This window comes from Zhongshania aquimaris (assembly GCF_019312595.1).
Taxonomy (GTDB): domain Bacteria; phylum Pseudomonadota; class Gammaproteobacteria; order Pseudomonadales; family Spongiibacteraceae; genus Spongiibacter; species Spongiibacter aquimaris.
Map to the genome: position 1 here is coordinate 1 of NZ_JAHWDQ010000006.1, position 26,987 is coordinate 26,987.

Consider the following 26,987-nt stretch of genomic DNA (forward strand, 5'->3'; position numbering starts at 1 on the left):
CAATCATTGCGCTTTGATTGTAGTCGTAGGGTTTGAACTTAGGCATTCGCATCACTCCTTAATGCTTTGGCCAATTTTATCAAAACTTTTATCGAAATGGGGGTTTTTATACAGCCTCAACGCCCAAAGCAGCGGCGAGCGTTAGCGAGTCCAGCCCACGTGTTTTTCGCGTGGGCGATGCTGCCTTTGCTTGTTATGAATTTAGCCATTTAAGACGCCCCAGCCATCCAAATAACCATTTACTTTAGCAGTGCGTTCGGCAAGAGTTTTCTCAAAGGCCACTATGTTTTCATATGTAACTTTCATGATAGGAACTAGCTCGAGTTCCATACCACCTTTTTCGCTCGGTCTCGTTTCTATATTTTTGAATTGCTGCCCGCGCTTCCAGTCGGTTGCATACTGCTTTGCAACTAGATCTGCTTCCTCTTCGGTTGCGTAGATAGCGTAAAAATCTACGGGATGTTCAATAGAGAAATCGAAATTGTCTTCTTCCAGCCTTCTAAAGACATCACCGTTTACATCGTTCGGATACATTCTACTCTCTCAAAATTGAGTGATTCGTAACAGTTTTATCATAACGACTCAGGCCATATATCATTTTGGCCCCCTTATCACGGAATCGGCTTTTACGTTGATTGGAAATATTTAGGGAATTCAATGATGTAGCGGCCTCGCCATTAACGAGCGCCGGTCAAACGAAGACTAACTCCCTATATTTCTGCCAAGCATTCCTTTCCCCTGATCATATCTCATATTTTATGAATTTCAATGAGTTAAGTACGTGATAGACATGTTAATGGGAACAGCTCTCCTGTTCACAACACTTGAACAGGAGAAAGTAGATCATGCAGCGATGATGAGAATTCAACGACCCAAAGTTGTTTTACATTATCAAGACGACCCGAAACTATACAGCCTCTACTTAAGGCATTTCGGCAATGTAGATTCAATTGCTAGTCTAGCTTTTGGATGCCTTAGCAGCTCCCCACCCTGGGATAGAGAAGGAAAACAAAGGGGTGTGCAGGTCACCGCGCAAGCGAGTTAAGGTCGAGGTTTTGATTCGCCACTCGCCATCTGCCTTTTCATAGGTCTCGTGGTAGTGGCCATAACCCCGCAGGCTCAGCCCCGGAAAGAAACGCACAAAGTCCTCTAGCGCCCAGATACCGCTGGCAGTGTTTTCCGATTGGATCTGTAATTCCGGAGCGTGTACTTGATGGACAGTTTTTCGATACTGCGGCCCCAAGGTTTTTCTCACATAGGCGACAAAGGCATCGGCGTCCTCAATAAGTGGGCCGCCGGAACCGCGGGTATCACTCACAAAATCATCAGTGAATAGTGTTCGCCATGCAGCCCAATCCTTAAGATCAAGGAATCGGCAATAACGCGCTTTTAACTGTCTGAGCTTTTCCATATCGTCGACAGAACTCACGATAACCCCCGTCCCTATTCCAGAAACAAAAAACCCCGCTGAACATACTAGTACTCCTGCAGGGTCTAATTTATTTGAAATCAAATGGCGCGATTACAGCTTTTCACCGGTGAACGGGTATTTACCGACAAAACCCGCTTTCACTTTACCGGACATCGAGGTTCCGCTAATTGTTGCGGTGAATTCGGTTTTGATTTTCATTGGCTTGGTGACATTGTTTTTCCAAAAGAAAGTATTGCCGTCAAGGCTTGGCTCAAGAATATCGCTGGTAGAGCCTTTACCCGTTTGAGTGCCGCTGAACTGACCATCTGCGTAGCTAATATCTAATTCAGATGATTCTGCGCCAGTAGGGCCTTTAACAATAACCTTCCATTTACCAACCATAGACTCTGGTGAAATTGCGTCTGACATAGTAACTCCCTTGCTTGTTATGTAATGTTGCTAGATTTATCCAAAATTGTTAAAAAAAACTGCGATCTCATCGCCACATAGGCGTTACGTTGGCTTGGCTGCGCTGACATGTATTACTCGCGCGCCAAACTCTTAAATTCCAGATCCATTTGATCCAAATTCTCATTCGTCATTTCACCCTTTTCATCATATGCCGCGATGAAGCGCAGGGAAAAAGACGAGGCTAGGGAAAAGCGATCATCTTTTATGTTTTGTGGAAGGTATTTCTCAAGAATAGCCTTCGCTTGTGGATCTGCCAGCAAGTCCCTGATTTTCGTTTTTTCGGTGGTGTAGATCTCTCCAGCCAATACTGGTCTTAGCAGCGCCGCGACTGTAATTAACAGAATGAATATAAAATTGCGCATAGTCGAAACCTAATTTTTCAATAATCTAGCCACCGCCGACTTACCGCCAAAAGCTCACTAAATTTAACAATTGTTATTGATGTTCGCCGTATACTCAGGTCAAATCCTAACCTTATAATATACAACACTGTCGATTATGTGAAGCACTGTGGTTCACAATTAACAAACGGTCATAACGATATAACAGGACCTTTTAATGCCAAATCAAATTCATGCGCCATCAGCTCCACCGAGCACAGTGCCATTTCCCGCACCCTCAGTAGGTTGGTACGCCACCATTGTGCTGGCCTTTCTCTATTGGCTTTCGATTCTAGACCGATTCATTATTTCACTATTGGTCGAGCCCATTAAACGAGATATGGGGATAAGCGACCTTCAGTTTGGCTTGCTGCACGGTATGGCTTTTGCCATTACTTACTCTCTGTTCGGTCTTGTTGCTGGCGCGATGGCCGACCGCTTTAGCCGCCGTTGGATTATTTTTGCCAGCGTATCGATTTGGTCCTTTGCCACCGCCGCCTGCGGCGCGGCAGTGCAATATTGGCAATTACTCATTGCTCGGGTGGGGGTCGGCGCGGGTGAAGCCGGTCTTAATCCAAGTGCAACGTCTATGCTCACCGATCTCTTCCCCCGCGATAAGCTCACCTCAGCACTGGCGGTTTATACCATTGGCGCTACCGTAGGCTCTGGCACCGCGTATTTTTTTGGTGGCATGATCGTAGAAGCCGTAGCGACAACTCCCAGCTATATCATTCCCCTATTGGGTGAAATTCGCTCTTGGCAGGCTGTGTTTCTATTTATCGGCATTCCAGGCATTGCGATTTCTTTCATTGTATTCACCTTCCCGGAACCATTCCGTCGCGACCGCCGCACTAACGAAGTGAAGCAAAACTTCTGGGCGGGTATTTTCGCTTCCTATGCAAATTTGCTGCGCTTTATTTGCTCGCAAAAACGCTTTTTTGCCCACCACTACGCCGGCTTTGCGCTAGGCTCAATGGTCATGAGCGGCTGCGCGATTTGGTATCCCGCCCACATGGGCAGAACCTTTGGCTGGGGCGCCGGTGAAATCGGACTGTGGCTGGGTTCTGTAGTTGTGATATCGAGCATAAGCGGCAAATTACTGTGCGGTTATTTCGTAGACAAAATGTACAAACGCGGTTACCGAGACGCGCAGTTCCGCTGGTACGCCAGCTGCCTCATTCTCTCTGCCCCTATCGGGGTGTTTATGATGACCACCGACAGCCCAATATTGTTTTTAGCCGGTGCAAGTTTATTTCTATCGCTGATGGCACCTTTACCTGCCTGCTACACCGCTTCACTCAACCTCGCGACCCCCAATGAATTGCGCGGCACTGGCATGGCGTTTTTTGCTGGTACGGCGGGCTTAATTGGTATGGCGGCCGGCCCAGTACTTATTGCAACGGCTTCTGAACAGCTTTATGGGGAAGGATCTATAGGGCTCGGCATGGCAACCGTAATAGGCATATTTTGCCCACTATCGGCATTAATACTAGCGACAGGCTGCAAAGCCATGCGCAAAGCGGTGAATGATTTGGAGCAAGCTAGTTAATGCTGGCTTGCTAACAATATAAAGCTGCGCGGGCAAGGATTAGGCGTAGCAACCGCTTCCCCACATTGCGAACTACCGAAACCCCTTGGTAGTTCCTCCCCCTCTTGTACTTGCTCGCGAAAGTTATTTTTCAAGTGAGGACCACTATTGTCGGTCAACATGGCAACAGGTCTTGCACTTGGCCATGAGTTGCACAAGGGTTTTACCCTCCAGGCGCAACACCATCTGTTATAGATTTGTGTCAAGAAGTCACATCATCTTTGAGAAGATACTTAAGGCATCAGAGCAACTACTGCAACGTAAAAAGGCAGCGCAACTCATGGAGTTACGCTGCCTTTAATTTAGCATCAGCTATTGAACTCGAATCACGAATTCAACATGCTCAGGCTTAGCCCGCTTTGTTGGCACCGTTCTGTGCATGATGGGCGAACATCTTCATCAAGTCGCCAGAAACAACGCGGCGTTTCGCTTCGCCATCGGCAAGTGGTTTATCACCGCTGTATGACTTAGGCGTAGTATCAACACCGTCTGCCGCGGCTTTAGCTCGCAGAGCGCCAACCGTCACATCTTCGCGTTTGAAGTGTTTGAACAGATCAAAATTGAAGAAACGCATGGCATTGCCATTGGTGACTTTTTCAATCTGCGCTTCTGTTAGATGCTGAATGCTCTTCCAGAGGTATTCAGGCACTTCTGGCCACAGTGTGTCTGAGTGTGGGTAGTCACACTCATAGGCCACCATGTCTTCATTGAGTGAATCGAGGTTCTTCAAACCGAAGGCATCATCAATAAAGCAGCTCATGAAGTGGCGTTTGAATATATCGCTTGGCTTCAAGCCGCCAAAGCCGGAATTAGTCCACGCTTTGTGACGAGCATGGCTAAAATCAGCACGCTCCATGAAGTAAGGAATCCAGCCTATACCTGACTCTGAAAGCGCTATTTTCATATTTGGGTATTTCAATAGGGCTTCAAGGTTCAGCCAGTCTGCTGCGCCAGTCGATACTGACATTGGCATGGTGGTGATCCACGCTTCAATCGGGCTGTCCATAGAGGCGTGTGGCGCAGGGTGACCAGCACCAATGTGCAAACAAGTTACCATGTCGTTCTCTACCAGCGCTTTCCACATTGGCTCCCAGTATTCGTTGTGAATGCTCGGTAAGCCTTGGCTAGTTGGCGCCTCGTTCATAGAAATGGCCGTGCAGCCCTTTTTGGCTAGACGGTTAATTTCTTCAACCGTCGCTTTCATATCCCAGGTCGGCAAAATACCGCAGGGAATAAAACGCCCAGGGTGAGCGCCACACCATTCGTCAACGTGCCAGTCGTTATAGGCGCGCAAATGAATTAACGACAGTGATTTGTCTTCTGCCTTGTGGAAGCGACCGCCGTCAAAACCTACACAGGTTCCGAAGTTTAGCGATGCTGCAATACCGTTGGCATTCATGTCATTTACACGATCATCGACCTTATAAACGCCATCGCGCATTTCTTCCAGCGATGACGGCTCCATGCCGTATTCCTCTGGAAGACGACCGACAACCGCATTCAAACCCACCGACGGCATAAACATACCTTGGTAAGTCCAATAGTTTTTGCCATTTTCATCAACGCAAAACTTAGGTGCGGTTTTTAAGTCAGCGGCAGAAAGATGCTTGTCAAACATATCCGGCGGCTCAGTCACGTGATCATCTACACTAATAATCACCAAATCGTTCTTGTCCATATCGTCCTCCTAGCGGCGACTTATTTTCTACTCAATACTGTTACTACAGATTTACACTTAAAAAGCCGACTCAAAATGTGCAAGTGGCCACCCATTCTCTTTGCTGAAATCTAATATCTTTCCCACCCGCTTTGCCCGCTCGGCGCGCTCGGGCTGAAAGGTGTAACACCCTGCTGGCATTTTGGTGGCGTCTGACTGCTGCGCCAGCGGAATCACCCGGCCATTGGCCAACATATTTCCCCATTGCAGAAGCTTTGCTGCCTCTCGCAAATCGGCATCAATGCCGTCAATCCAATCGCGCAATTTGTCGAGTCGTATTCCCCGAATCTCAGCAGGCGACTGCATGACAAACCCTTTCTCCAGCCACTTCAGCAAACACACGCCGTTGCGGCGAATCTCTGCATTCCGCAAACCGTCAACGGGATCTGACACCACAATGTCGTAGCTCACGTTTTCACCGACACCACTATGTCTAGCGGCCAGCACAGTCAAATCATGCAAGTGCGTACAGTTTTGCCGTTTCTCAACACGTTCAGAAATATCGCTTAGCGCCATTCCTAAAAACGTTTGCCGTAACTTTTCTTCCGCGCCGGGACAGGTAGTCCACGGCACCCGATGCATCTGGGCATTTATCTCAAGCACACATGTGTCATCGTGGTGAAGAAGGACTTCCATACAATGGAAATCGTCTTCAAGGGCGGCACTTACACGTCCCCGCCCCGCTACTATTTCTATGCGTCGACGAAATCCAGCCTGCTGATCTAGTGCGACATCAGCCATCACATTAGGCGTCCCGCGCCAGCAATAAGGCAGTCGCTAAAGGGCCGCCGCCTGAGGTCGCAATGGCCACTTTGGGATCGCCGTTAATTTGTCGCTCGCCACCCAATCCGCGCAATTGCACGACGGCCTCGTGGGCGAAGCCGAAGCCGTGTAGACGCCCCGCTGCAATTTGCCCACCAAAGGTATTCAGGGGAAGCTCACCATCTAGGGCGATGCGCGAGCCACCTTCAATAAATTTGCCACCTTCGCCGACCTCACAAAACCCAAGCCCTTCCAACCAGGTAAGCGCTAGGAAACTGAAACCGTCGTAGAGTTGAACGGTGTCGACATCTGCGGGTGTGTAATCGGTGCGCTGCCATAGATCGCGACCGGTAGCATAAGATGCCATCCACTCAGCTTGATCCCAGCTATGTCGATCTACACTGCCCGCCATGGCCGCAATACGCACTGGGGTACAGCGCACTTCGTCGATAGCATCGCCAGCGGAAACGATAAGCACCGTGGACGCGTCGCTATGGCGGTCACAGTCGTATAAGCACAGCGGATCTGACACCATGCGCGCTGACAAATATTCATCCATGCTTAGCGGTTCACGAACTAAAGCGCGCGGATTCAGCAAGGCATTTGCGCGGTCAGTCAGCGCAATTTGCGCCAGTTGTTCACGTGTTAGACCATATTTTTTAACATGACGCATAGCGTACTGGGCAACCCAGGTGGCCGCCGACAATGCGTTAAAAGGCGCTGTCCACTGGGAATTACCATCGACGCGATCGCGACGCATCATGGGATATTCAGCTGGATTCGCCATCGCACCAGCTTCATACACCGTGCGGTAACAAATCACATGACGCGCCTGCCCAGTTCGAACAGCACTAGCAGCGGCGACAATAGCGCCTAACTGGGAGCTAATTTCGCCACCACCGGCATACCATTTAGCCTTTATTCCAAGCGCATCAATCAGCTCGTCGCTGCCAACTGGCGAAAAGCCCAGCATCTGTGGCACCCGACCGGGATAGGTGGACACCCCATCAATTTGTTCAATACTTAAGCCTGCTTCTGCCAAGGCTTCTTTCACTGCATCGACTGTTAGCAGCAGTGGATGGCGCGCTAATTTGCGGCCAATTTCCGACTGCCCGATGCCGGTGATAAACGCTTCATTTCGCATCGTCATCTTTACTTCACCTTCTCAAACAGGGGAATAAAGACATCATCCTGCTGTTCAAATACCACCGACACCTCGTCGCCGATATCTACATCGTCAACAGAGCAGCCAATAATATTGCTGGTAATGATCACCCCCGGCGCATCGCTCAACGCAACCCGCGCAATAACAAACGGTACTTCCATTTTGGGATGCCAGGCTTGGTGGTTGATAGTGTAGGTATCAATAACGCCACGGCCAGAAACCGCTTTTGCAGACACGTTCTCAGACAGACAATGACGGCATACAGGGCGCGGCGGATGTATATAGCCATCGCAATCATTGCAGTGCATGATGCGCAACTCACCGTGCTCACCACCGGTCCAAAAGTCGCGATTGAGGCTATCTAGCCTTGGTAAAGCGCGCATACTTATCAGACCTCCCACACTAAATGCAGCGTATCTACGCCCAGTACGTGACCACCGTGAAATGTTGGCGGACGCTTGGGGTCGAGTTTAAATTTAGGCATGCGCGCCAAGAATTCTTCATACACAATCTGCAGCTCAACCCGCGCCAAATGTGATCCCAGGCAACGGTGTGGCCCCGCATTGAAGGCAATATGGGCTCTTTCCCGCGACATATTAAAACTGTCAGGTTCAGCAAATTCGCGAGCATCTAAATCTGCGGCTGGAAGATAGAGCAGCGCTCGCTCATCTTTTTTCATGCTGACACCCTGAAATTCCATATCGCGACTCACGCGACGCGGCGGAACGGTAAAGGTATATCTGCGCAGCATTTCTTCTGAGGCCTGTTTAATTTTCTCAGGCTCAGCTCTTAATTCATCCTGTAAATCCGGGTTCAGCGCCAAATGCCTGAAGCCATGCCCCATGCCCTGCATAACGGTATCGAGCCCTGCGATAAACAACAGAATCGCGTAGTTCTCCATATCCTCAAGGCTGACTGGGGCGCCATCTATCTCAACCTTCCACAACATACTCAGGATGTCGTCTTGCGGATTGTCGCGGCGCTCAATAATGGTGTCGCGCATTGCCGCCACCACTTTTTGCATAGTCAAAATCGCATTGGAAGAATCTACCGAACTCAGGTGCTCACTGACCAATTCGCGGTACTCCGCCAATCGCTCAAGTGGCAAGCCCAGCATTTTCAAAAATACCTGCACTGGCAAAGGCTCTGCCATCGCCGTCATAAACTCACACTGTCCCTTATCGACAATCTCATCGATAAGTTCTACCGCGAGTGCACGAATACTGCCGCTAAGTGCATTTATCGTTTTTGGCGAAAATACCTTTTGCAGCGGTTGGCGGTATTTGGTGTGCATCGGCGGGTCGAGATTAATCGGCACCGCAAGGGGGATGCGCCCCATTGTCTCTTCTAACTGCGCGAGTAACTCCGCCATTTGGTCGCGCGGAAATATTTCGCTTGAGAAAGCCTCAACATCCCGCGCGGCCTCAAAATTGGCAGAGTGTCCCGCCAAGACCCAGTGACCATTATTGCGCGGGGTCCAGAAAATGGGTGGCGCACTTTTAAGCAAATCCATTACCCGCATATGGGGGTCGGCACATAGGGCGGGGTCATGATAATAGTCAAAATCATAAACCAAGGACGCCGGCACATGATCTGGCGTCGCTACTGCTGCTGATAATTTTGATTCTGTCAAAACATTTACCGCCTAATGTTGTAGAGCCAATGGATCTAAGTGCTGAGTAAACCTCAGCTCTTTGGCGCCATCGCGGCCAGCGCCGACAGATCGACCTGGCCGGTCATCATGCCCGCCATAAAGCCACCATCTACCGGCAATGCTAATCCGCTCATATAGCTTGCCGGTGCGCTGTTTAAAAAGATCAGCGCGGCGGCTTGCTCTTCTGGCGTGGAGCGACGACCGATTGGCTGAATAAAGGTTTTCAGGACTTTATCGTCGGTCGCGGCTTCGAAGTGGTTCATCATTGGTGTTTGGGTTGGACCGGGTAAGGTGCAGTTAATGCGAATACCCTGCTTAATAAGCTTGGGCGCCATCATCAATGTCCACACGCAAACCGCCTCTTTCGAGAAAGAGTAGCCCTCTTTAATGTGTTCATCTTTATGGTCTTCGCACCACTTGAGCGCCGCCTCGTAGCCTTGATTGGCTAGGAACTGGCCGTGCAATTCCATCTTGCGCGGGTAGCTCATGCCGCCATTTGATGAAATGGTGACAATGGCACTGCCTTCACTCATTAACGGCAGTACTTGCTCGGTCATATGACGCATACCGATGAAGTTCACCTTCATTACGTCCATCGCGGGCGCGGTTTGTGGCAGACCTGCGCAGTTAAACAAGGCGTCGACTTTGCCGCCAATTTTGGCAATGGCTGCGTCAATGCTGGCGGGGTCGCGCAAATCGACTAAATTAAATGAGGCAAGGTTTAGGTCAGATTCTTTAAAGTCCAAACCGTGTACTTCTGCACCCAATTCCAACAATGCTTTGGCGGTAGCCGCCCCCATACCAGAGTAGCAACCACTCACAATGACACGTTTGTTCTCATATCCGAGAAAGCTCATCTTCAACCCTCATTATTTATTGTAAATATATGTCTTACTGAAACCACAGCGCAGCTAAGGAAGCTATTCTTCAATAATATGTATTACGCGCTCAGGGCACGCTCTTGCTCCGCGCTTAGCGAGTTGTTCCATTCCTGGCGGTACATCGACCTCTGTCACTTTGATATAACCATCGTCATCCAAAGGGAACAGTTCCTCAGATATATTCGCGCACCTGGCATTGCCTACACAGGCGCTTTTATCGATGCGAATCTTCATTATTAGCTCCTAGAATTGAATCGCTGGCCTTACTTTCATTTTTTGCGTTATTATACATCAGTGCTGTTCAATAGCAATAAAATAGAACACCCCGAAAGCGGGTCTAAACCAAGTGTAGAATAGTCAGCTAAAGGCACGGTTTATAGGGGTTTTAAAGAAAAAGCAACACAGCAACAGGAAAATAAAATGGCGCTTTACACCACCGTACATCTTCACAACATTGCCCAAGGTCGCGAGCAAGAATACGCCAAATGGTTCGACGGCGAGCACCTAAAAGCACTGAGTAGCCTGCGCGGATTTCTGCGCGCCGAACGCTTTGAAGTAACACCAGAGCAAATCATGCCAGACATTCCTCAGCCCTGGCAGTTTATGAGCGTTTATGACTTTGATTTCAGCGCCCCAGAAATTGACCTGCCCGCTCTCGGCCCACTGATCGCATCAGTTCGCGACAGCGGCCTCATCGCCAACGACACCGCCGAGCGACTTTACAGCTACAAACTATTTGGTGACTGGAAAGCCAGCCCAAATTATCAAGCCGACCAACCCTATTCTGGTATGAGCCTTATCTTAGGTAACTACGTGGCTGGTCGTTACGAGGAATACCAAGAATGGTATGAAAACGTACACAGCGTTGAGGTAGCTAATGTACCGGGACACGTCGCCATGAAACGCGGCGAACTGTGCGATATTCAAATAGCGCCGCGCCATTACTGTCCCGGCGATCAGTTAGTGCTCTGCGCGCAGCAAACCGATGACCTAATGTTTACGCTGCGGGATTTTAGCGCCCGCGCTCGCGGCGTGAGCCCCAGCGGTATTGCCATGGAACCCCGCTCGTCCGCGGGCTCCATTGCGCGCACCGTACACTACTTTCGCAAAGTAAGCGGCGACCGCTTTTGGCCCGGCGGCATCGCCTACGGTGGCGATCTCTCGGTGTACCAACAATAAAGACAAATCGCATTAGGAAAACAAGCATGTCGAAAGTGATTGTAATTACCGGCGCGGGTGTTGGACTAGGTCGCGCACTCGCGAAGCGCTTTGCCAGCGAGGGTGAGGCTGTGGTTTTACTGGGCCGCACATATGCAAAGGTAGAGGCCGCCGCGAATGAGATTGGCGACGCAGCCACTGCCATACAATGCGACGTGAGCAATCCCGATTCTGTGCGGGAAGCCTTTGCAGCCATCGCCAAAATTCATCCCAAAATAGATGTACTAATCAATAACGCCGCGGTGTTTGAACCCTTTAAAGTGGTCGACGCCAGCGACGCACAAATCCTCAACGCAGTGACCACCAATCTTGCAGGACCGATGTTCTGCGCGCGCGCAGCCATTCCACTGATAAATCGCGGCGGCCTGATTATCAGCGTGACCAGCGAGTCGGTGGACATGAACTTCCCCCATCTATCTATTTATCAATCCAGTAAAGCGGGCTTAGAACGTTTCTCAAAAAGCCTATCACATGAGCTGGAGCCGGAAGGTATTCGGGTTTGCAATGTACGCGCGGGACAAATGTTTGAAGAGGGCAAAACCTGGGACGTCGACCCTGACGCACGCCTTGCCTTTGCCAAAGCCGCCATTGCCGCCGGCATCAATCTGATGGAGCGCCCAATCAGCCAGTTTGCCTCGGTTACTACTATTTTCCGCAGCCTTATTGATCTGCCCGCCGACCTCAACATCGGCAGCATTAGCCTTCAAGCGCGAAAATCAGACTGACATTTCGGAGTAAACATCAGTGACAGAGAAAAAGACTTGGGACTTTATCGTTGTTGGCAGTGGCGCAGGCTCTATGTGCGCGGCGCTGAAAATGCGCGCGGCGGGCAAGAGCGTACTCATTATTGAAAAAACCGAGCTGCTAGGCGGCACCACCGCCACGTCCGGTGGAGTTATGTGGATTCCTAATAACCGCTTTATGAAGGAAGCCGGTGTTAGCGACTGCCGCGAAGATGCCATTCGCTATCTCGACACGGTTGTCGGCGATAGCGACAGCACGCCCGGCACCAGCTCTAAGCGCCGCGCTGCCTACGTAGACGTATCGAACGAGATGCTGGAGTTTCTAATCGATCAAGGCCTGCAATTCCGTCGCGTGCCGTCGTGGCCGGATTACTATGAGGCTCTGGGAGAGTCCATCCCAGGTCGCACCGTTGCGCCGGAGCTATTCGACTTAAATAAGTTAGGCAAAGAGTGGAAGGCCAAACTTCGCCCCGGCTTCATTCCCGCACCGGCTTATTTAGAAGAGGCCATGCAGCTGCCTAATTTCAAACGCTCAAAGCCCGCCAAAAAGATACTCGCCCGTGTCATCGGCCGAACATTGTGGTCACGGCTGCGCGGCAAACATTTAGTTACCGCCGGCCACGCCCTGCAGGGCCAAATGCTCCACGCCGCGTTGCAGGCGGGGATTGATATCAAGATTAATTGCGCGGCCAAAACACTGCTACAAAACGGCGACCGAATCAGCGGTGTGCTGGCAGTCATCGATGGCGTGGAAACTGAGCTACTCAGCACTCACGGCGTACTTATCAATGCCGGTGGCTTCGCCCAAAACCAACGTATGCTAGACCAGTATTTACCCCTGGCCTCCAGCGAGTGGACTAATGCCAGTCCCGGCGACACCGGCGAAATGATTGAAGAATGCCAGCGTCTCGGCGCCGCCCTGGCCCAGATGGACGAGCGGGTCGGTTCACCTACTGTTATGTTGCCGGGAAATCCAGTATTTAAGCCCGCCATGCAGGGTGACCTCGCCAAGCCGCACAGCATTGTGGTGGACCAAACTGCACAGCGCTATATGCGCGAGTCCGCATCGTATATGACGCTCTCTAAAGCCATTTTAGAACGCAATGCCGTGGCCCCTGCCCTGCCTAGCTGGATGATCCTGGATCAGAACTACATTGAGACCTATATGCTAGCGGGAACAATGCCCGGCAAGAAGAAACCCAAAGAGTGGAGCGAATCTAAATTCCTGCGCCAGGGTGATTCCATTGACGAACTTGCCAGTGCTTGCCATCTCGAGCCAGACGCATTGAAGCAGACCGTAGCGCGCTTCAATAAGATGGTCGAACAAGGCAAGGATGATGACTTTAAACGCGGCGACCACGCTTACGATCTCTGGCTTGGCGACGACCTTAATGAGGGAAATGCAACCCTGGGCAAGATCGAGCGCGCGCCCTTCTATGCGATAAAAATATATCCCGGCGACCTCAGCACCTATGGCGGCGTTGTCACCGATGAACACGCCCGCGTGTTGCGAGCCGACGGCTCAGCAATTAGCGGCTTGTACGCCACTGCAACCAGTACCGCATCCGTAATGGGACGTCACACCCCCGGTGCGGGTGGTAGCATTGGCCCAGGTTTTACATGGGCTTATGCCGCAGCAAAACACGCTTTAAACAATAATTGATCGACATAATTAACCCGTCCGCAAAACTATTGCGGCAGTAATGAGGAAAATAAAATGGAAATGCTAGCTGACGCCAACCTGTATATAAACGGCGTCGTTCGCCCCGCGAGCAACGGTAAAACCTATGACAATATCAACCCGTGGACCGCTGGTGTCATCGGCCAAGCCGCCGACGCGACACCCGATGACGTCAACGAGGCCATCGCCGCAGCCCGCCGCGCGTTTGACGACACCGACTGGTCACGCAATCGCGAACTGCGCTATTCACTCGTTAGCAAATTCGTGGAATTACTGGTCGCCAACCGCGCCAAACTTGTCGAAATTGCGCGCCTGGAAGCGGGTTCAGCTATCGGCGCAGCAGCGCGCGCGCAAGTCGATGGTGCACTCAATGGCGGTAAAGATTTGCTGGAGTGCTATAAGCAAATTGAATGGGAGCAAGACCGCGGCGTCAAAGCCGAAATGGGCTCCGAATCCAAACGTACCGTCTTCTTAGAGCCGCTGGGTGTTATCGGCGCCATTACGCCGTGGAATGTGCCACTTTACGTCAATGTCGGTAAAGTTGTTGCCGCACTTTTGGCAGGCTGCACCGTGGTTTTAAAACCCGCACCAGATACGCCGATGATGGGCTCCATTATGGGTGAACTCGCGGTTGAGGCTGGTTTACCTGCCGGCGTATTCAACGTCATCACCTCTGGCGAGCCTGCCATGGCCGGCGAAATGTTAAGCGCCGATCCCCGCGTCGATGTCATCTCATTCACCGGATCTACAGGCGTCGGCAAACGTATTATGGAAGCGAGTTCAGCAACACTGAAGCGTGTGTTCTTAGAGCTCGGCGGGAAGTCTGCCACCATCGTGCTTGACGATGCGCCTAATTTTGCCATGGCGGTTATGACCACCATGGTGGTATTCCATGCCGGCCAAGGCTGTGCCTACCCAACCCGTCTACTGGTCCCAAAAAGTCGCTACGACGAAGCAATACAAGCATTGCAAATGTCTTACGGTGGCTTTGCAGAAAAATGGGGCGACTTCGAAGACCCAACGTGCATCATGGGGCCGGTTATCTCCAAGAGACAGCATGACCGCGTGATGAGTTACATCGAGCTCGGCGAAAAAGAAGGCGCACGCTTGATCGCAGGTGGTAAATCTCGTCCAGATAAGGGAACTGGCTTCTTCATTGAGCCAACCTGCTTTGCGGATGTTACAAATGATATGCGCATTGCTCAGGAAGAAATCTTTGGCCCCGTGCTGGTCGTCATTCCTTTTGAAGATGACGAGGACGCAATTCGCATCGCCAACGACAGCATCTACGGTTTGGGTGGCTCTGTTCAGGGAAGTGAAGAGCGCGCCATGAATATTGCAAAACGTATTCGCACCGGCACCGTGAGTATTAATGGCGGCATGAGCATCACCGGCGACCTACCGTTTGGCGGATTTAAAGGCAGCGGCATGGGGCGTGAATGGGGTGTTGAGGGAATTGAAGAATTCCTTGATACCAAGGCGGTTGCAATTAAAATCGGCTAATTACGTCAAAGCAATTATAGTAAGGTGGCGAATAGCCACCTTACTATAAACTAAAAAAATAGAAGCCCAGCAGTAGCGCGAGCAAGACAATCAACCACGCGTTCATGGTACGTTTCAACCATCGGGGCGCCACGTTAACTTCCATAAAATAGCGCACCACAAGATGGACTTTCAGTGCAGACACCAACAGCACGGTGACCGTCACTAGCACGTTAACATTGAACTCAAACCCACCCTGACTCACCCACCACGACGCAAGTGTCATTGCCGATAGAAACGCCCAGACTTGGCAGAGCGGGTTTCGTAAATACTCAGCCATACCCCTACCTCATTAAATAAAACAGCGCGAACAGCAGCAACCACAGCAAGTCGACCATATGCCAGTAGACCGCGCCGGTCTCAACAAAACCAATATTCGGATGCTTGGCTGTTTTTAATTCTCGAAAAACAAAGCCTAAAATAATTAATCCCAAAATAACATGAACAAGATGCAAACCTGTCATAAGGTAATAATACATAAAGAACAGACTTTCACCCGGCGTTAAACCAGCGTCAAGTTTTGGCAGCCACTCAATCATTTTCAGAACAGGAAACAACACACCAAGAGCGCAGGCAATTGTCAGCATACGCAGGGCAGTCTTGCGATTGCCATTGCGCGCGCCCTCAGCGGCCAGCGCTACAAACAAAGAACTGGTCAACAAGACGAGGGTATTCACCACGCCTATCCATTGATCTAAGTGCTGCTGACCCTCTAGAAACAACTGTTGGTCTTGGCCGCGATAGTACATATAGGAAACAAAATAGGCGCCAAAAATAAATAGGTCGCCAATAATGAAAAACCACATACTCGATTCGCCAGAGACCCGCCCCGATGTTGCTGACGCAGGCTTAGCCAAATTTACAGCCGGGGAATTTGTGCTAGTCAAAAGACACCTTCATCCTTATTATTTTTAGGAATACGCTAGTTTTTCATTCGGCGCCGCACTCTCTAGCTCACTAGAGTACAACTCAGTTTCACTCTGGTTTTTAATTGCCATAAATACGCAGACGTACACAATAATTTGCCAGGGCACATAAATAACGATGTTAAACCAAAATGCCATTAGCCCATCCCACGCAAAGGGGCCATCTTTCGCAATCCAAACGGTGGCAGCAAACAATTCAGTAGCGAATTGCCACGCGGTGTAATAACCCAACCACTTTGGCAAAATAGCATTTTTGTCTAAGACGATTGCTAAGCTGAGCACGCCCCAGTTAAGACAAAAACAACCCAATGAGCCTATAAATGACAGATAACCAAAATCATACAACATCGCTAAAATTTCGGGATCATAGCCTGGTCTAAAAGCGCCCAAACCGAAACAAAACATCGGAAATAAGCAGCCCACAATGGCTCCGACCATCGAGCCGGCAAGAAAGGCGTAAAGAAATACCGGGCTCACCGACATACGCCTTATTTGTACCGCGTAACATGCATTAGCAACCGCAGAAAGCCCCAAGACCAAAATCAATATAGCGCTGGCAATCAGCAGCGTCGGCGACTGCATAAAGCTCACTACCTCTGCAATTCCTGCAGCTGGTGAGCGGGGTGGCATCATATAGCTCAGAGGCACAAACACCAGGCCAAACAAAGTATAGAAAACGGGCACTGACCAAAAACAAATGTATTGATCCAGCTTTTTGTTTTTAAACCACGGCACTGCGCTTCGATTTGCCGTATCAACGGCTAACTCGGTCACTGTGACCCCCCGCTATTTTCATTTTGCTTTCTCACGACGCCGAGCAATACGACAAACATCACCGCAACATAGACGGTAAAGGTCGCTAGCCTCAGGGTAAACGACAGGCTTCCATCCCAGGCAAGCGGGCCCGTTTTATAAATCACAGCGAATGCACCAGGCACCATTAAAATCGCGGTGACAACGTTGAAGTGGGCAACCCAACGAGGAAAAATAGGTTCTTCATTTGCATCTAAATAAATACTCAAGGCTAAACAGATATTCTGCACCACGAGAAGACCCACTGGCGTGATAAAGAAAAACCACGCCATATCATTCAATAAGCTAATCAATTGCGGATCGCGATCCGGCCTAAATACCGCCACTCCCCAACAGTAGTCAGCAAGAATAAACGCCGACAAACTGACACCGACAGCAATAATATAAGAATAGGCGAATACGGGACTTGAGTTTGCAATACGCAGCATATGCACAGCGATAAGCGCAAAAAATGGCACAAGTGACGCGCCAATCAAATTGGCAAAAATAACCACACCACGAATACTTGTAAGATTGTTATTAAAAAACTCCGCCACTGCCTCGGGTGACATAAGCGGTGACATGGGCGTCGTCAACACTGGGAACATGAGGTAGGCAATCAAAAATAGCGCTCCGCCAACCGGAGTAGTCCACAGCATTATCTGCTGGCCTCGTGTGTTCATTATTGCCTCACATTCATTGTCTATTTTGTCAATCGCATTGCGTTGCTGGCGCTGAGCGCCGCGCAGCTAATAAATAATCTTCTACTGCCAGTCGTAGCTTAGCTGCATACCCAGAACCCGTGGCTCAGAATAAATGGAACTGCGAAAGTAAGTGAGATTCCATTGATTACTATTCGAGATTCGGTATTCCTTATTCGCTAAATTACTTCCGTAAAGCTGCAAGCTGAGCGCGGAACCAAAGAAGCGATTCCATGTAACACTGGCATTCACAAGACCAAAAGAAGGTAACCACGCACCTGGCTCACCTTCTGGTGGCGACAGTTGCGCGCTGTATTGCTCATCGACAAAGGTATAGGTAAGTGACGCCTCAATATCGCCATACTCATCACTACCCATCAAGAAGGAGCGCGCTGAAATGCTGTATTGATGTTCCGGCGTGGTCTGAAACGGAAGGCAACTTAAATCCAGTACATTGCCTCTTTCCTTCGCTTCCCCGGAGCAATCTAACTGAGCGGTGGCACCACCATAAAGCAAGTCATACTCCTCATACTCAGCCTTGGTATAGCCATATGTTGCTACCAGCATTAACGATGGCAGAATTTGTGCAGTCAAATCCATTTCAAAGCCAGCCACCCAGGCCTTGCCAACATTAAAAACAGCCTGCCCAAGCTGCGGCACTGGGCTGGGGTTGGCGGGATCAACAAAAGAATCCGGTGCGGCTTTTTGAAGGTCTGCATAATCAGTGTAATAAAGCGCCGTATTTAAACGCAGTGGTATTTCGCCAAGTGTGAAATCAGACTTCTGGCCAATTTCATAATTAGTCACATACTCAGGCTCATAGGTGTAGTTGGCCGGATTCACCGCAATTGTCGCCACACCACCGGTCTTGTAACCACGACTTATTTTTCCGTAAATAAGATTCTCATTTATTTTATAGTCAAGCCCAGCGGTATAAGTAATTGCTGTATTTCTTATTCTTGTAGTGAAAGATTTATCAACTAAGGGAATAAGCCCAGCGGCTAGCTGTTGTATAGATGCGCGCCCGAAAGTTTTATCAACCGTGTAGCGAACACCTAAGGTTAAATTTAATCCCGCTAGCGAATCAGTAAAATAGCCAAGATCAAGATTGCCCTGAAAGAATGGCGCATAAGATTCCTTCTCCTGCTCGTATTCTTGATTAACGTCTACAAATAAAAGCGACTTTGCAATTATGCGGCCTTTCGCATCAGTCTTTTCATAGTAGGCACCAACAACATAACTCAAGGCTTTATCTAATGCCTCACCCTGCAATTGCAGCTCTTCGGTGTAGGTGCTGACGTCTGCGTTATTAACATCTTCGGGATTGATAAATTCATTTAATTGCGCACGCGAACCGTCTAAATCCCAGCGATATGAATGCACCAATGTTGAGTAACTGGCAATATTTCGCAACGTTAGATTGTCATTTATGTCAAAACTAAACTTGTCTAACACTGTGCTACTTTTCAGTACATCTTGCGGGTCGCCACTTAGCTGAACACTGCGATTACCGCGCGCGCCCTGCTCATCAACGATATCCTGACCACAATTACTAGATGGTCCAAACGTATTTAAGATAAGGCAACCAAGATTCAAGGGCTGAGCCAGATCTAGACCAGGAATGAGATTAGAGACAAGCCCAAGACCCGCCGCCGCAGGAATGGCCTGATTCAAGCCTTCACGGTTGATTTCCTCTATAACGGTTGCCGTGCCATTATCATCACTTTTGGAATACACACCCATAAAGTAATTTTCAAATCGGTCGTTAGGATTCCATAGCAAACCGACACGCGCAGTCCAGTAATTCTTATCGTCATAATCCTTATTAGTAATCACATCGCGGGTAAACCCATCACGCTTATATACTTGGCCACCAATACGAGCAGCGAGCTTTTCGTCAATTATCGGCAGGTTCAAAACAGCTTCGTAACTCTCGCCTGACGGCTTTGCAGAGCCAACATCTTCTAAATAACTAACGCCAGCAGCAAGCCTAAACGACAGATTATTTTCTGGCTTATGGGGCTCCAGCAGCAATGCACCACCTGTGGTATTTCGACCAAACAGGGTTCCCTGAGAGCCTTTTAGAACCTGTATATTGCTAAGGTCAAAAAATTTACCCGCCCCGCCCTGATAGTTCGCAACCGGATCGGAAGGTAAAGCTACCTCGGCCATATACATCACAACGCCTGGACTGGAACCAAACTGAGCACCTTGCCCGCGAATGGTTGGGGTTTCGGTATTGCGCATTTGACTGCCAGTACCAACCACCAGGGAGGGAACCCTGCCCTGCAAGTCCTGGGGACTATTGATCTGCTCGCGCCTAAGATCGTCACTATTAATTGTTGAAATCGCGACGGGCACGTCTTGCAAGTTCTCCTCTGTGCGTCGAGCCGTAACAACCACCTCCTCTAAAACACTGCGGCGCTCTTTTACGCTGGTTTGCTGCTTTGAATCCGCTGTTTGGGCCGCGCTTAACGGAGATATCGAGGTGAATAATGCTGATAGTAAAACCGGTTTAATATACGAATTCACTTAAAACCTCCTAGCTGGCCGCCGTGGAGATCCGCCTTATCGATGAAGATGGTGCTGTACACACTTGTGCTGTCTAGCCAAATATAAGTGTGAATGCTTAAGTAGTGTAGCCATCGTCTTTTGACAGATCATTATTATTTATGAAACAAATTGTTTCACAACCGATTTAGCTTTACAAGAACAGATAGACCAAGAAATGAACATATTTCCGCGGAATTCTACATAGTGAATTTAGACGCTAAAAACCGACCTTTTCCGACTAAATTTACGCATGGAGATACGCCGTTCCCGGCTAACATTTATCGCTAAACATCTTCCCGCTTGTAAATATGCTTCCGTCATCCACCCAGGAAAACATCGACGCAATGGCGTCGACTTATTCCATCCGCTACTATGCATTTTCATTCCAGACCGTATTGAATTAAACCTACAGATTGAGCAACCTTTTTAAATGGCAGAGAAAACTTTTCAACCTCACTATGCGACAGCCAAGGATGCGCGAGTTTTACAAACTCGAGAATCATTGCGAATGGCGTTTCTGACACTGCTCAAGAGCAAAGATCTGAATCAAATAGGCATTCGCGATATTGCAAACGAAGCAGGCGTTGGCTATACAACGGTCTATCGACACTTCACTAACAAAGAAGAGTTGCTCGACTATATTGCGACGGAAGAAGTTAAAACATTAATTGATCTTGCCCTCCCCTTAGTCAACTCTGCCGACATGAGGTCAGCGGCGCTGTCACTGTGCCGCGAAGTCGCCAAACGCAAAACTATTTGGTCGTCACTGCTGACCGGCGGCGCGGCAAACACATTACGACAGGAATTTATCAATCAGGCGCTGCAGATTGCGGCAAACTGGGAGGCTCCCCACGACTGGATTCCGACAGAGATCGGCGTCACTCTTGCGGCCAGCAGTACCATCGAGCTACTGGGGTGCTGGCTAAAACAGGCCAAGCCCATCTCCGCCGATAAAATCGCGGTGATTTTTGAACACGTCATTATCACGCCGATCATTACTCAGCCGAAGAGCTGAGCACATGCTTTGCCGCCACATAGCCCCATGTAAAGGACGGCCCGACACTGGCACCCGCGCCGGGGTATGCTCCACCCATGACCGAAGCAGTCGATACGCCAGTAGCATATAGACCTTTAATAACCGCTCCGCTCTCTGTTAACACCCGCGCATATTCGTCAGTCACGACACCGCCGTAGGTGCCAACGTCGCCGGGATAAACAGCAACAGCATAAAATGGCGCTCGATTGATTTCGCCTAAGGACGGCGATTCCGCAGACAGTGCATCCCCAAGCCACTTATCATAGGCCCGTTCACCGCGTTGAAAGTCCTCATCTTTACCTGTTTGTGCAAAGCCATTGAATCGCTTAACTGTCGACGTTAACGCTGCCGGCTCAACATTAATCAGGCCCGCCAATTCCGCCAATGAATCCGCTTGCTTTAAAAAACCTGACTCAAACCAATCTGCGGGCTTTTTCTTGCCGGGCATGGTGCCCGCCAGCATATACTTCGCCATAAACTGACTATCAAAAATAGCCCAGCTCGGCACTGCGGGTGTCGTTTGATTGTGCGCCAACATCGCCTTGCAGTACGCCATATAGGAACCGCCCTCGTTCATATAACGCTGGCCGGTCTGGTCGACTAAAATAGCATGAGGTTTCGCGGTAATAGCTTGCGCACCAAATTGAATTTCGCCCTCACTACTCCCTGGTGGCAGCACACATTGGTTGCCCACCATTTCATTCATCTGCGCTAGCGCCGCGCCGTGACGAGCCATTTCTTGAATCATTTCACCGCTGTCTTCGGGCAGGGCACTAGACCACCGCGGCGAGGTTCCCGGCTGATATTGTTCGCGCATTTGCTTGTTATGGGCAAAGCCACCAGCGCCGACTAAGACGCCCAAAGTGGCGTTAATTCGTCTTTCTTTTCCGCCATTTTCAGTGACAACGCCTTTAACCTGCCCATCCTCAACAACTAGTTTACTCACTGGCGATTCCAGGCGGATATCTGCTCCCGCTGCCAGCGCTGCCTGCAACATCCGCCCCTGCAAGGCTTTACCTGCTGAGGCATAACGTTTACCACTGAGCAGCGCTAATGCCACTCGCCAGACAACTTTTAACATTAATTTTCGCGATGCCGGAGAGCGCTTAAAATACGGTAGTATCAGGGCTTCTTCTAAAGAAACCGGCATTTCTAAAAATCCCGGTCGCATCCGCTTTTTCCATTCGCCAAGGGAATTGATATTAAATGGTGCGGCAACCACGCTGCGACCACAGCTGAGCCCACCGGGACGCTCATCATAGTAATCCGGCCAATGTTTCGCGCGATCTAAGGCGATACCCTGTGCTAATAGATACTCGATCATTTCAGGTGCTTGCCGAATATACGTGTGTCGACGAATTTGACTTGCCCCAGGAACGGGCTCAAATTCATCGCATAGATTATCTAAGTACTGAGCTGCTTTTTCAAAGCTATCAGGGATGCCATCACGCTTTAAAAAGCAGTTATTGGGAATCCACATAACGCCGCCAGAGCGCGCCGTTGTACCGCCGACATAGGCAGACTTTTCGAGCACCACAACTTTTTTGTTGTGACTGGCAAGATACAGCGCCGCGCACAGCGCGCCTCCACCGCTGCCGACTATAATGAAATCTGCGCTTTCGTCTACAGTCTGCATTCTCAGCCCCACCTCATAATAATTATTTTTTGCCTGTGCCTAGCGCCATCATCAGCGGCATAATTTTTTCTTCAACAACACGCTGATTCATAAACTCGACTACCGCAGAGATTTTTCCATCGCTCACGGTAAAAATAAAGACATGCTTGTTCTGCAGGCCCTCGCCATTAATTAGCGTTCCGCTGGAACTCACTTCCGCTGCAGCGCGCTGGCCATCAACAATTAAGGTGTCGACTGTATAGCACAGCGACTTGCCAGCAATTGTTGCCAGCACCCGAATGCCTTGCAGAAATCTTTCACGCTCAGAGACACCGGAATTGACACTCCAGAACGTCATCTCCGGGGTCAGCATATCTGCATCGATTTCACCGAGGCTTAAACCCGAAAAAAAGGCATCTACCAATGTTCTTATATCGTGAGACGTCATTCCCATCGCCTTTTTCTATTATCTGAGCAGCTTATTTTTCTGGCTGTGGCCGCGTTGCATACCATGCGGCAGCGTCCTTGATAGTTTGTTTTATAGGACGCGGTTGCCAGTCTAAATCTCGACCAGCTTTGCTGTGATCCATCTCTTGAAAGACGTTAGACAAATACACGGCGCTAGTCCGAACGATATAATCTTTGCGACGCAGTAAAATCATAATTGCCTGGATTAGACCGACCATGCAGTAAGCAAACCACATAGGTATAACCTTAGGCGGCTTGTGACCACCTTCTGCTGCTGCTAATGCAGCAAAGTCGCGATTGCTAATGAATTCATTGGCGATGATATAGCGCTCACCTAATTTCCCCTTGGTTTCCGCCGCCACCGCCGCTATCGCGACGTCGCGAATATCGACGGTCGGCGCGCCAGCGCCCATGGTAAAACCCACTCGACCCTCGGCGATATCCCAGAGCATTTTACCGTGGGGCGTCGGTTGATAATCATGTGGCCCGTAGGTATTAGCGACACACAGCGCCACACCCGGTAGTGACTTCTCTCGGCAATAGCGCAAAAACTCCTGCTCTGCCTTTAAGCGGGCCTTTATATAGGGTGGTGCTTTGTCCAGCCAATTAAATTCGATGTCTTCTGTAACAGGCCCGTCGGGATTAATGCCGAGGGTGCCCATAGTACTAGTAAAAATAAATCGGCTGACCCCAAGTGTTAGAGCCACTTCCATTGCATTCACCAAGCCATCGACATTATTTCGATATATGGGAGCCGGGTCGCTAAGCCAAAAGCGGGGATCAACTACGCTGTAGAAAACACTTTGGCAGCCTTGCATTGCCGCTTTTAAGGACGGCACGTCGAGCACGTCACCGTAAACAATCTCTACCGGCAAATCGGCAATGGCGCTCGTGTCACTGCTTTTGCGCAACATAACCCGCACTCGCCTGCCCTGCTCACAGAGTAAGCGCGCCGTATGACTACCCACAAAACCACTCGCACCCGCCACTAGAACGGGTGCCTGGGTATCTACACTAAACTCACTCATGACGATTCCTTATTCTTCTGCCAGCCTGACACGGCATTAAACCGCGTCAACTCTTGTACAATTTGCAGTGCGCTAAGCCTCTGTCATTCTCTCGACCACGAGTTTCTTCAGTTCTGGACGACGAATTTTATTACTGCCCGTCATCGGCAACTCTTCTTCACTGAAAAATAGTACCCGACGCGGCACCTTGTAACTGGCTAGCGTTTGTTTGGCGAAGACGCGCAGCTCTTCTTCCGTTAATGTTTTTGCGTCGCGCAGGATCACGCAGGAAACAACAATCTCACCAAGGGTGTCATGCGGTACACCGACGGTGAAGGTACTTTGAATAGCAGCATGAGTGCTCAAGACCGCATCAATTTCAGACGGCGATACGTTGGCACCCCCGGTTTTGATGGTGTCACTTAAGCGCCCCTCCCAAACCAGCTGACCTGATTCGGTGAAGTGACCCGCGTCGCCGCTGTGCATAAAGCCATCACTATCGAAGGTATTTTCCGTCGGCACCTTCAAATAGCCTGCCATCAGTGTGGGGCCTTTAACGATAATTTCACCAGACTGACCAATCGGCAAAATTTCGCCGGTATCTGGGTCAATAATCCTAACGGTATTCCCCGGCAGTACCGGCCCATGAGTACCCGCCTCAACACGGCTGCCTTTGTCACCTGCTATAAACGTAAAGGTCTCCGTCATCCCGTAACCATTGGGCTGACGCCACTTACCTTCAATATCAGGGTGGCTCGCCAAGGTTAAATTAGCGTCGACATACTGAAGGGCGCTTAGATCGGTATCTGCCCAAGCGGGGCATTCGGTTAGGCGAGCTTCTTGATGTGGCCACGCAATAGCCAATGACACTTTTTGCTCTTGAAATAATGCGAGACTTTCATCGGGATCGAAAAAACGCTGCAGTACTAAGCAACCACCAATCGTCAAGGTGCTACCGAAGGCCATAGCAAAGTTGCCCGACCAAAAGAAGCCATTAGCACTCCAGCTGCGCACATCGGGATCGACGCCATACCACTGCCCAAATCGCCAGCACTGCAACATCGCCGCGCGCTGGGTTTGCTGAATAGCTTTGGGCAATGCCGTCGAACCAGATGAAAAGAATATTAAACCCATGTCTAATGGGTCCGACGCAGAAATTCTGGCATCGATAATATCTGTGGGAACATCAGCGCCAGCGTCCAAAAAATGCTGCCAAGCGATTATTCCTGGGAATGCCGAAACATCTTCCGTACAGATAATTTTTCGTAAGAAAGGATAGGCGGCATCCAAACTATTGCCACTGCCATTCACTATGGCGGGGCACAAGTTTTGAATATCTTGCAAGAAATTTTTGGAGGCGACTTTTGCTTCCATGAACAGAAATTCAACATCAGCGTGCTTAAGCTGATACTCAAGTTCCGCCGGTGTGGAAAAGGTGTTTAAGGCAACGCACACTGCACCCGCCATCGCCGAACCAAATGCTGCGAAAATCCATTCAGGGCGGTTACTAATGAGTACGCCAACACGGCTACCCTTGCCCGCGCCAGCGGCAATCAAGGCGGCGGCAACTCGTCGACACTCGTCAACCATTTGCGCATAAGACCACTCTTGCAGCTCACCCTGGAGATCACGCCAGCAGAGCGCATCGCGCTCACCGAAACGCTCACCTAGCTCAGTTATAAAGCCGGCCATTGTTAAACTGCCCAGCCCTACCTCCGCCGCTAAAGAACTGCCCACAATGGAGGAGAGCCCTGCCTTAAGATCATTCTCCGCAATCGTCATAAACTGCCACTGCCTTTACTTGTTCAATAATTATTGATTATTTTCGTCTACCTCACTACGCCACCGCGGCATAGTCGGTTACGACATGTACCGGCCACCATTAACGCTAAGGGTATGGCCGGTGATGTAACCTGCGTCTTCCGATGCCAAAAAGGCAACTGCCGCCGCCATATCATTGGGCTGGCCAATACGCTTAACGGGATTCCGCGCAGCAATGGCATCAACGCCACCAGGCAGACCGCCCTTGGCTTCAAGTGCACGCAACATCGGGGTGTCTACAGATCCCGGTGGCACGTTATTAACGGTTATGCCGTTGCCACCCAACTCAACTGCCAGCGCCTTGGTGAAGCCAATCACGCCGCCTTTCGACGCTACATAGTGGGCCATGCCTGGCGAGCCAGTTTGGGTGCTAGAAGACGAAATATTGATGATGCGACCCCAATTTGCCGCAATCATGTCCGCCGCCACCACCTGAGTACAGATAAAGGTACCTTTGAGATTGATCGTCATCACGCGATCCCATGCTTCATCGGTCATTTCCATAAATGGCCCAGTGGCGTGAATGCCGGCACTGTTCACTAAAATACTTACCGGACCAAGCTCTTTGCGAACCTCATTGGCGGCAGCAGTTACCACCGCGCGATCTGACACATCCACTCGGCAGCACAAGGCCTTGCGCCCCAAAGCACGCACCTCTTCCGCCACGCTGGCCATGGCCTCTTCATTGAGGTCCCATATCGCAATATCTGCCCCATCGCGAGCTAGGTAACGACAAATTGCCGCCCCAATTCCTGACGCTCCTCCGGTAACTACGGCTATTTTATTCATATCTATTCTATATCCCAGAATTTGGGTGTTACCATCTCAGCGCGGGCAACACATTATCAACAGTGT

General features: G+C 50.0%; 27 protein-coding genes. 6 read left to right on the forward strand and 21 right to left on the reverse strand.

Annotated elements, in window-relative coordinates:
* Window positions 1–201 precede the first annotated feature (201 nt).
* The 4 genes from KXJ70_RS16840 to KXJ70_RS16855 all read right to left on the reverse strand — a co-directional run bounded on the left by KXJ70_RS16840 (window position 202) and on the right by KXJ70_RS16855 (window position 2,244).
* On the reverse strand, window positions 202–534 hold the full coding sequence (locus KXJ70_RS16840) for a ribonuclease E inhibitor RraB (protein ID WP_219044715.1): 333 nt from the start codon (window positions 532–534) through the stop codon (window positions 202–204).
* Window positions 535–958: 424 nt separating this feature from the next.
* Window positions 959–1,429 carry a nuclear transport factor 2 family protein gene (locus KXJ70_RS16845; protein WP_219044716.1) on the reverse strand — a complete coding sequence of 157 codons (471 nt, stop codon included), beginning with the start codon at window positions 1,427–1,429 and terminating at the stop codon, window positions 959–961.
* A 93-nt stretch (window positions 1,430–1,522) separates the two neighbouring features.
* The gene (locus KXJ70_RS16850; RefSeq protein ID WP_219044717.1) at window positions 1,523–1,840 is read right to left on the reverse strand and encodes a hypothetical protein; all 318 of its coding nucleotides are present in this window, start codon (window positions 1,838–1,840) and stop codon (window positions 1,523–1,525) included.
* A gap of 113 nt (window positions 1,841–1,953) precedes the next feature.
* A complete protein-coding gene (locus KXJ70_RS16855) occupies window positions 1,954–2,244 on the reverse strand; it encodes a hypothetical protein (RefSeq protein ID WP_219044718.1) in 291 nt (96 codons plus the stop codon).
* Between the two features lie 196 nt (window positions 2,245–2,440).
* Here KXJ70_RS16855 and KXJ70_RS16860 point away from each other — a divergent pair, with 196 nt between their 5' ends.
* Window positions 2,441–3,811 carry an MFS transporter gene (locus tag KXJ70_RS16860; RefSeq protein ID WP_219044719.1) on the forward strand — a complete coding sequence of 457 codons (1,371 nt, stop codon included), beginning with the start codon at window positions 2,441–2,443 and terminating at the stop codon, window positions 3,809–3,811.
* Window positions 3,812–4,199: 388 nt separating this feature from the next.
* Here KXJ70_RS16860 and KXJ70_RS16865 read toward each other — a convergent pair whose 3' ends face one another.
* The 7 genes from KXJ70_RS16865 to KXJ70_RS16895 all read right to left on the reverse strand — a co-directional run bounded on the left by KXJ70_RS16865 (window position 4,200) and on the right by KXJ70_RS16895 (window position 10,263).
* Window positions 4,200–5,528, reverse strand: a complete 1,329-nt coding sequence (locus tag KXJ70_RS16865; protein ID WP_219044720.1) for an amidohydrolase family protein — start codon at window positions 5,526–5,528, stop codon at window positions 4,200–4,202.
* Between the two features lie 57 nt (window positions 5,529–5,585).
* On the reverse strand, window positions 5,586–6,308 hold the full coding sequence (locus KXJ70_RS16870; RefSeq protein ID WP_219044721.1) for a DUF2889 domain-containing protein: 723 nt from the start codon (window positions 6,306–6,308) through the stop codon (window positions 5,586–5,588).
* A 4-nt stretch (window positions 6,309–6,312) separates the two neighbouring features.
* Complete coding sequence (locus tag KXJ70_RS16875) at window positions 6,313–7,479, reverse strand: thiolase family protein (protein WP_219044722.1); 1,167 nt, start codon at window positions 7,477–7,479, stop codon at window positions 6,313–6,315.
* A 2-nt stretch (window positions 7,480–7,481) separates the two neighbouring features.
* Entirely contained in the window at window positions 7,482–7,877 is a 396-nt protein-coding gene (locus tag KXJ70_RS16880; protein ID WP_219044723.1) for a Zn-ribbon domain-containing OB-fold protein, read from the reverse strand.
* A 5-nt stretch (window positions 7,878–7,882) separates the two neighbouring features.
* Window positions 7,883–9,127, reverse strand: coding sequence for a cytochrome P450 (locus tag KXJ70_RS16885; protein ID WP_219044724.1), 1,245 nt, complete (start codon window positions 9,125–9,127; stop codon window positions 7,883–7,885).
* A 53-nt stretch (window positions 9,128–9,180) separates the two neighbouring features.
* Window positions 9,181–10,005 carry a coniferyl-alcohol dehydrogenase gene (locus KXJ70_RS16890; protein ID WP_219044725.1) on the reverse strand — a complete coding sequence of 275 codons (825 nt, stop codon included), beginning with the start codon at window positions 10,003–10,005 and terminating at the stop codon, window positions 9,181–9,183.
* Window positions 10,006–10,068: 63 nt separating this feature from the next.
* Complete coding sequence (locus tag KXJ70_RS16895) at window positions 10,069–10,263, reverse strand: ferredoxin (RefSeq protein WP_219044726.1); 195 nt, start codon at window positions 10,261–10,263, stop codon at window positions 10,069–10,071.
* A gap of 186 nt (window positions 10,264–10,449) precedes the next feature.
* Here KXJ70_RS16895 and KXJ70_RS16900 point away from each other — a divergent pair, with 186 nt between their 5' ends.
* Genes KXJ70_RS16900 through KXJ70_RS16915 form a run of 4 tightly spaced genes read left to right on the forward strand, consistent with a single transcriptional unit; the run spans window position 10,450 to window position 15,174 of the window.
* Complete coding sequence (locus tag KXJ70_RS16900; protein WP_219044727.1) at window positions 10,450–11,208, forward strand: hypothetical protein; 759 nt, start codon at window positions 10,450–10,452, stop codon at window positions 11,206–11,208.
* Between the two features lie 26 nt (window positions 11,209–11,234).
* Window positions 11,235–11,972 (forward strand): SDR family oxidoreductase, encoded by a 738-nt coding sequence (locus tag KXJ70_RS16905; protein WP_219044728.1) that lies wholly within the window; start codon window positions 11,235–11,237, stop codon window positions 11,970–11,972.
* Window positions 11,973–11,991: 19 nt separating this feature from the next.
* On the forward strand, window positions 11,992–13,653 hold the full coding sequence (locus tag KXJ70_RS16910; protein ID WP_219044729.1) for an FAD-dependent oxidoreductase: 1,662 nt from the start codon (window positions 11,992–11,994) through the stop codon (window positions 13,651–13,653).
* 54 nt (window positions 13,654–13,707) lie between these two features.
* On the forward strand, window positions 13,708–15,174 hold the full coding sequence (locus KXJ70_RS16915; protein ID WP_255558555.1) for an aldehyde dehydrogenase family protein: 1,467 nt from the start codon (window positions 13,708–13,710) through the stop codon (window positions 15,172–15,174).
* Between the two features lie 43 nt (window positions 15,175–15,217).
* Here the strand turns inward: KXJ70_RS16915 and KXJ70_RS16920 are convergent, their stop codons facing one another.
* The 5 genes from KXJ70_RS16920 to KXJ70_RS16940 all read right to left on the reverse strand — a co-directional run bounded on the left by KXJ70_RS16920 (window position 15,218) and on the right by KXJ70_RS16940 (window position 20,164).
* Window positions 15,218–15,493 (reverse strand): cytochrome C oxidase subunit IV family protein, encoded by a 276-nt coding sequence (locus tag KXJ70_RS16920; protein WP_219044730.1) that lies wholly within the window; start codon window positions 15,491–15,493, stop codon window positions 15,218–15,220.
* 4 nt (window positions 15,494–15,497) lie between these two features.
* Complete coding sequence (locus KXJ70_RS16925; RefSeq protein WP_219044731.1) at window positions 15,498–16,100, reverse strand: cytochrome c oxidase subunit 3; 603 nt, start codon at window positions 16,098–16,100, stop codon at window positions 15,498–15,500.
* A gap of 24 nt (window positions 16,101–16,124) precedes the next feature.
* Complete coding sequence (locus tag KXJ70_RS16930) at window positions 16,125–16,913, reverse strand: hypothetical protein (protein WP_219044732.1); 789 nt, start codon at window positions 16,911–16,913, stop codon at window positions 16,125–16,127.
* Window positions 16,910–17,614 carry a hypothetical protein gene (locus KXJ70_RS16935; RefSeq protein ID WP_219044733.1) on the reverse strand — a complete coding sequence of 235 codons (705 nt, stop codon included), beginning with the start codon at window positions 17,612–17,614 and terminating at the stop codon, window positions 16,910–16,912. The genes KXJ70_RS16930 and KXJ70_RS16935 overlap by 4 nt, the downstream gene beginning before the upstream one ends.
* An 81-nt stretch (window positions 17,615–17,695) precedes the next feature.
* Window positions 17,696–20,164 carry a TonB-dependent receptor gene (locus KXJ70_RS16940; protein WP_219044734.1) on the reverse strand — a complete coding sequence of 823 codons (2,469 nt, stop codon included), beginning with the start codon at window positions 20,162–20,164 and terminating at the stop codon, window positions 17,696–17,698.
* Between the two features lie 451 nt (window positions 20,165–20,615).
* On the opposite strand from KXJ70_RS16940, the gene KXJ70_RS16945 reads away from it, so the two are divergent.
* Complete coding sequence (locus KXJ70_RS16945; protein ID WP_219044735.1) at window positions 20,616–21,200, forward strand: TetR/AcrR family transcriptional regulator; 585 nt, start codon at window positions 20,616–20,618, stop codon at window positions 21,198–21,200.
* Here the strand turns inward: KXJ70_RS16945 and KXJ70_RS16950 are convergent.
* From KXJ70_RS16950 to KXJ70_RS16970, 5 genes are all read right to left on the reverse strand, one after another.
* Window positions 21,181–22,857 (reverse strand): FAD-dependent oxidoreductase, encoded by a 1,677-nt coding sequence (locus KXJ70_RS16950; protein ID WP_219044736.1) that lies wholly within the window; start codon window positions 22,855–22,857, stop codon window positions 21,181–21,183. The genes KXJ70_RS16945 and KXJ70_RS16950 overlap by 20 nt on opposite strands.
* Window positions 22,858–22,879: 22 nt before the next feature.
* Window positions 22,880–23,284, reverse strand: a complete 405-nt coding sequence (locus KXJ70_RS16955; RefSeq protein ID WP_219044737.1) for a nuclear transport factor 2 family protein — start codon at window positions 23,282–23,284, stop codon at window positions 22,880–22,882.
* Window positions 23,285–23,315: 31 nt separating this feature from the next.
* A complete protein-coding gene (locus KXJ70_RS16960) occupies window positions 23,316–24,332 on the reverse strand; it encodes an NAD-dependent epimerase/dehydratase family protein (RefSeq protein WP_219044738.1) in 1,017 nt (338 codons plus the stop codon).
* 72 nt (window positions 24,333–24,404) lie between these two features.
* Entirely contained in the window at window positions 24,405–26,093 is a 1,689-nt protein-coding gene (locus KXJ70_RS16965; RefSeq protein WP_219044739.1) for a class I adenylate-forming enzyme family protein, read from the reverse strand.
* Between the two features lie 78 nt (window positions 26,094–26,171).
* Window positions 26,172–26,921 carry an SDR family NAD(P)-dependent oxidoreductase gene (locus tag KXJ70_RS16970; RefSeq protein WP_219044740.1) on the reverse strand — a complete coding sequence of 250 codons (750 nt, stop codon included), beginning with the start codon at window positions 26,919–26,921 and terminating at the stop codon, window positions 26,172–26,174.
* Window positions 26,922–26,987: the final 66 nt, after the last annotated feature.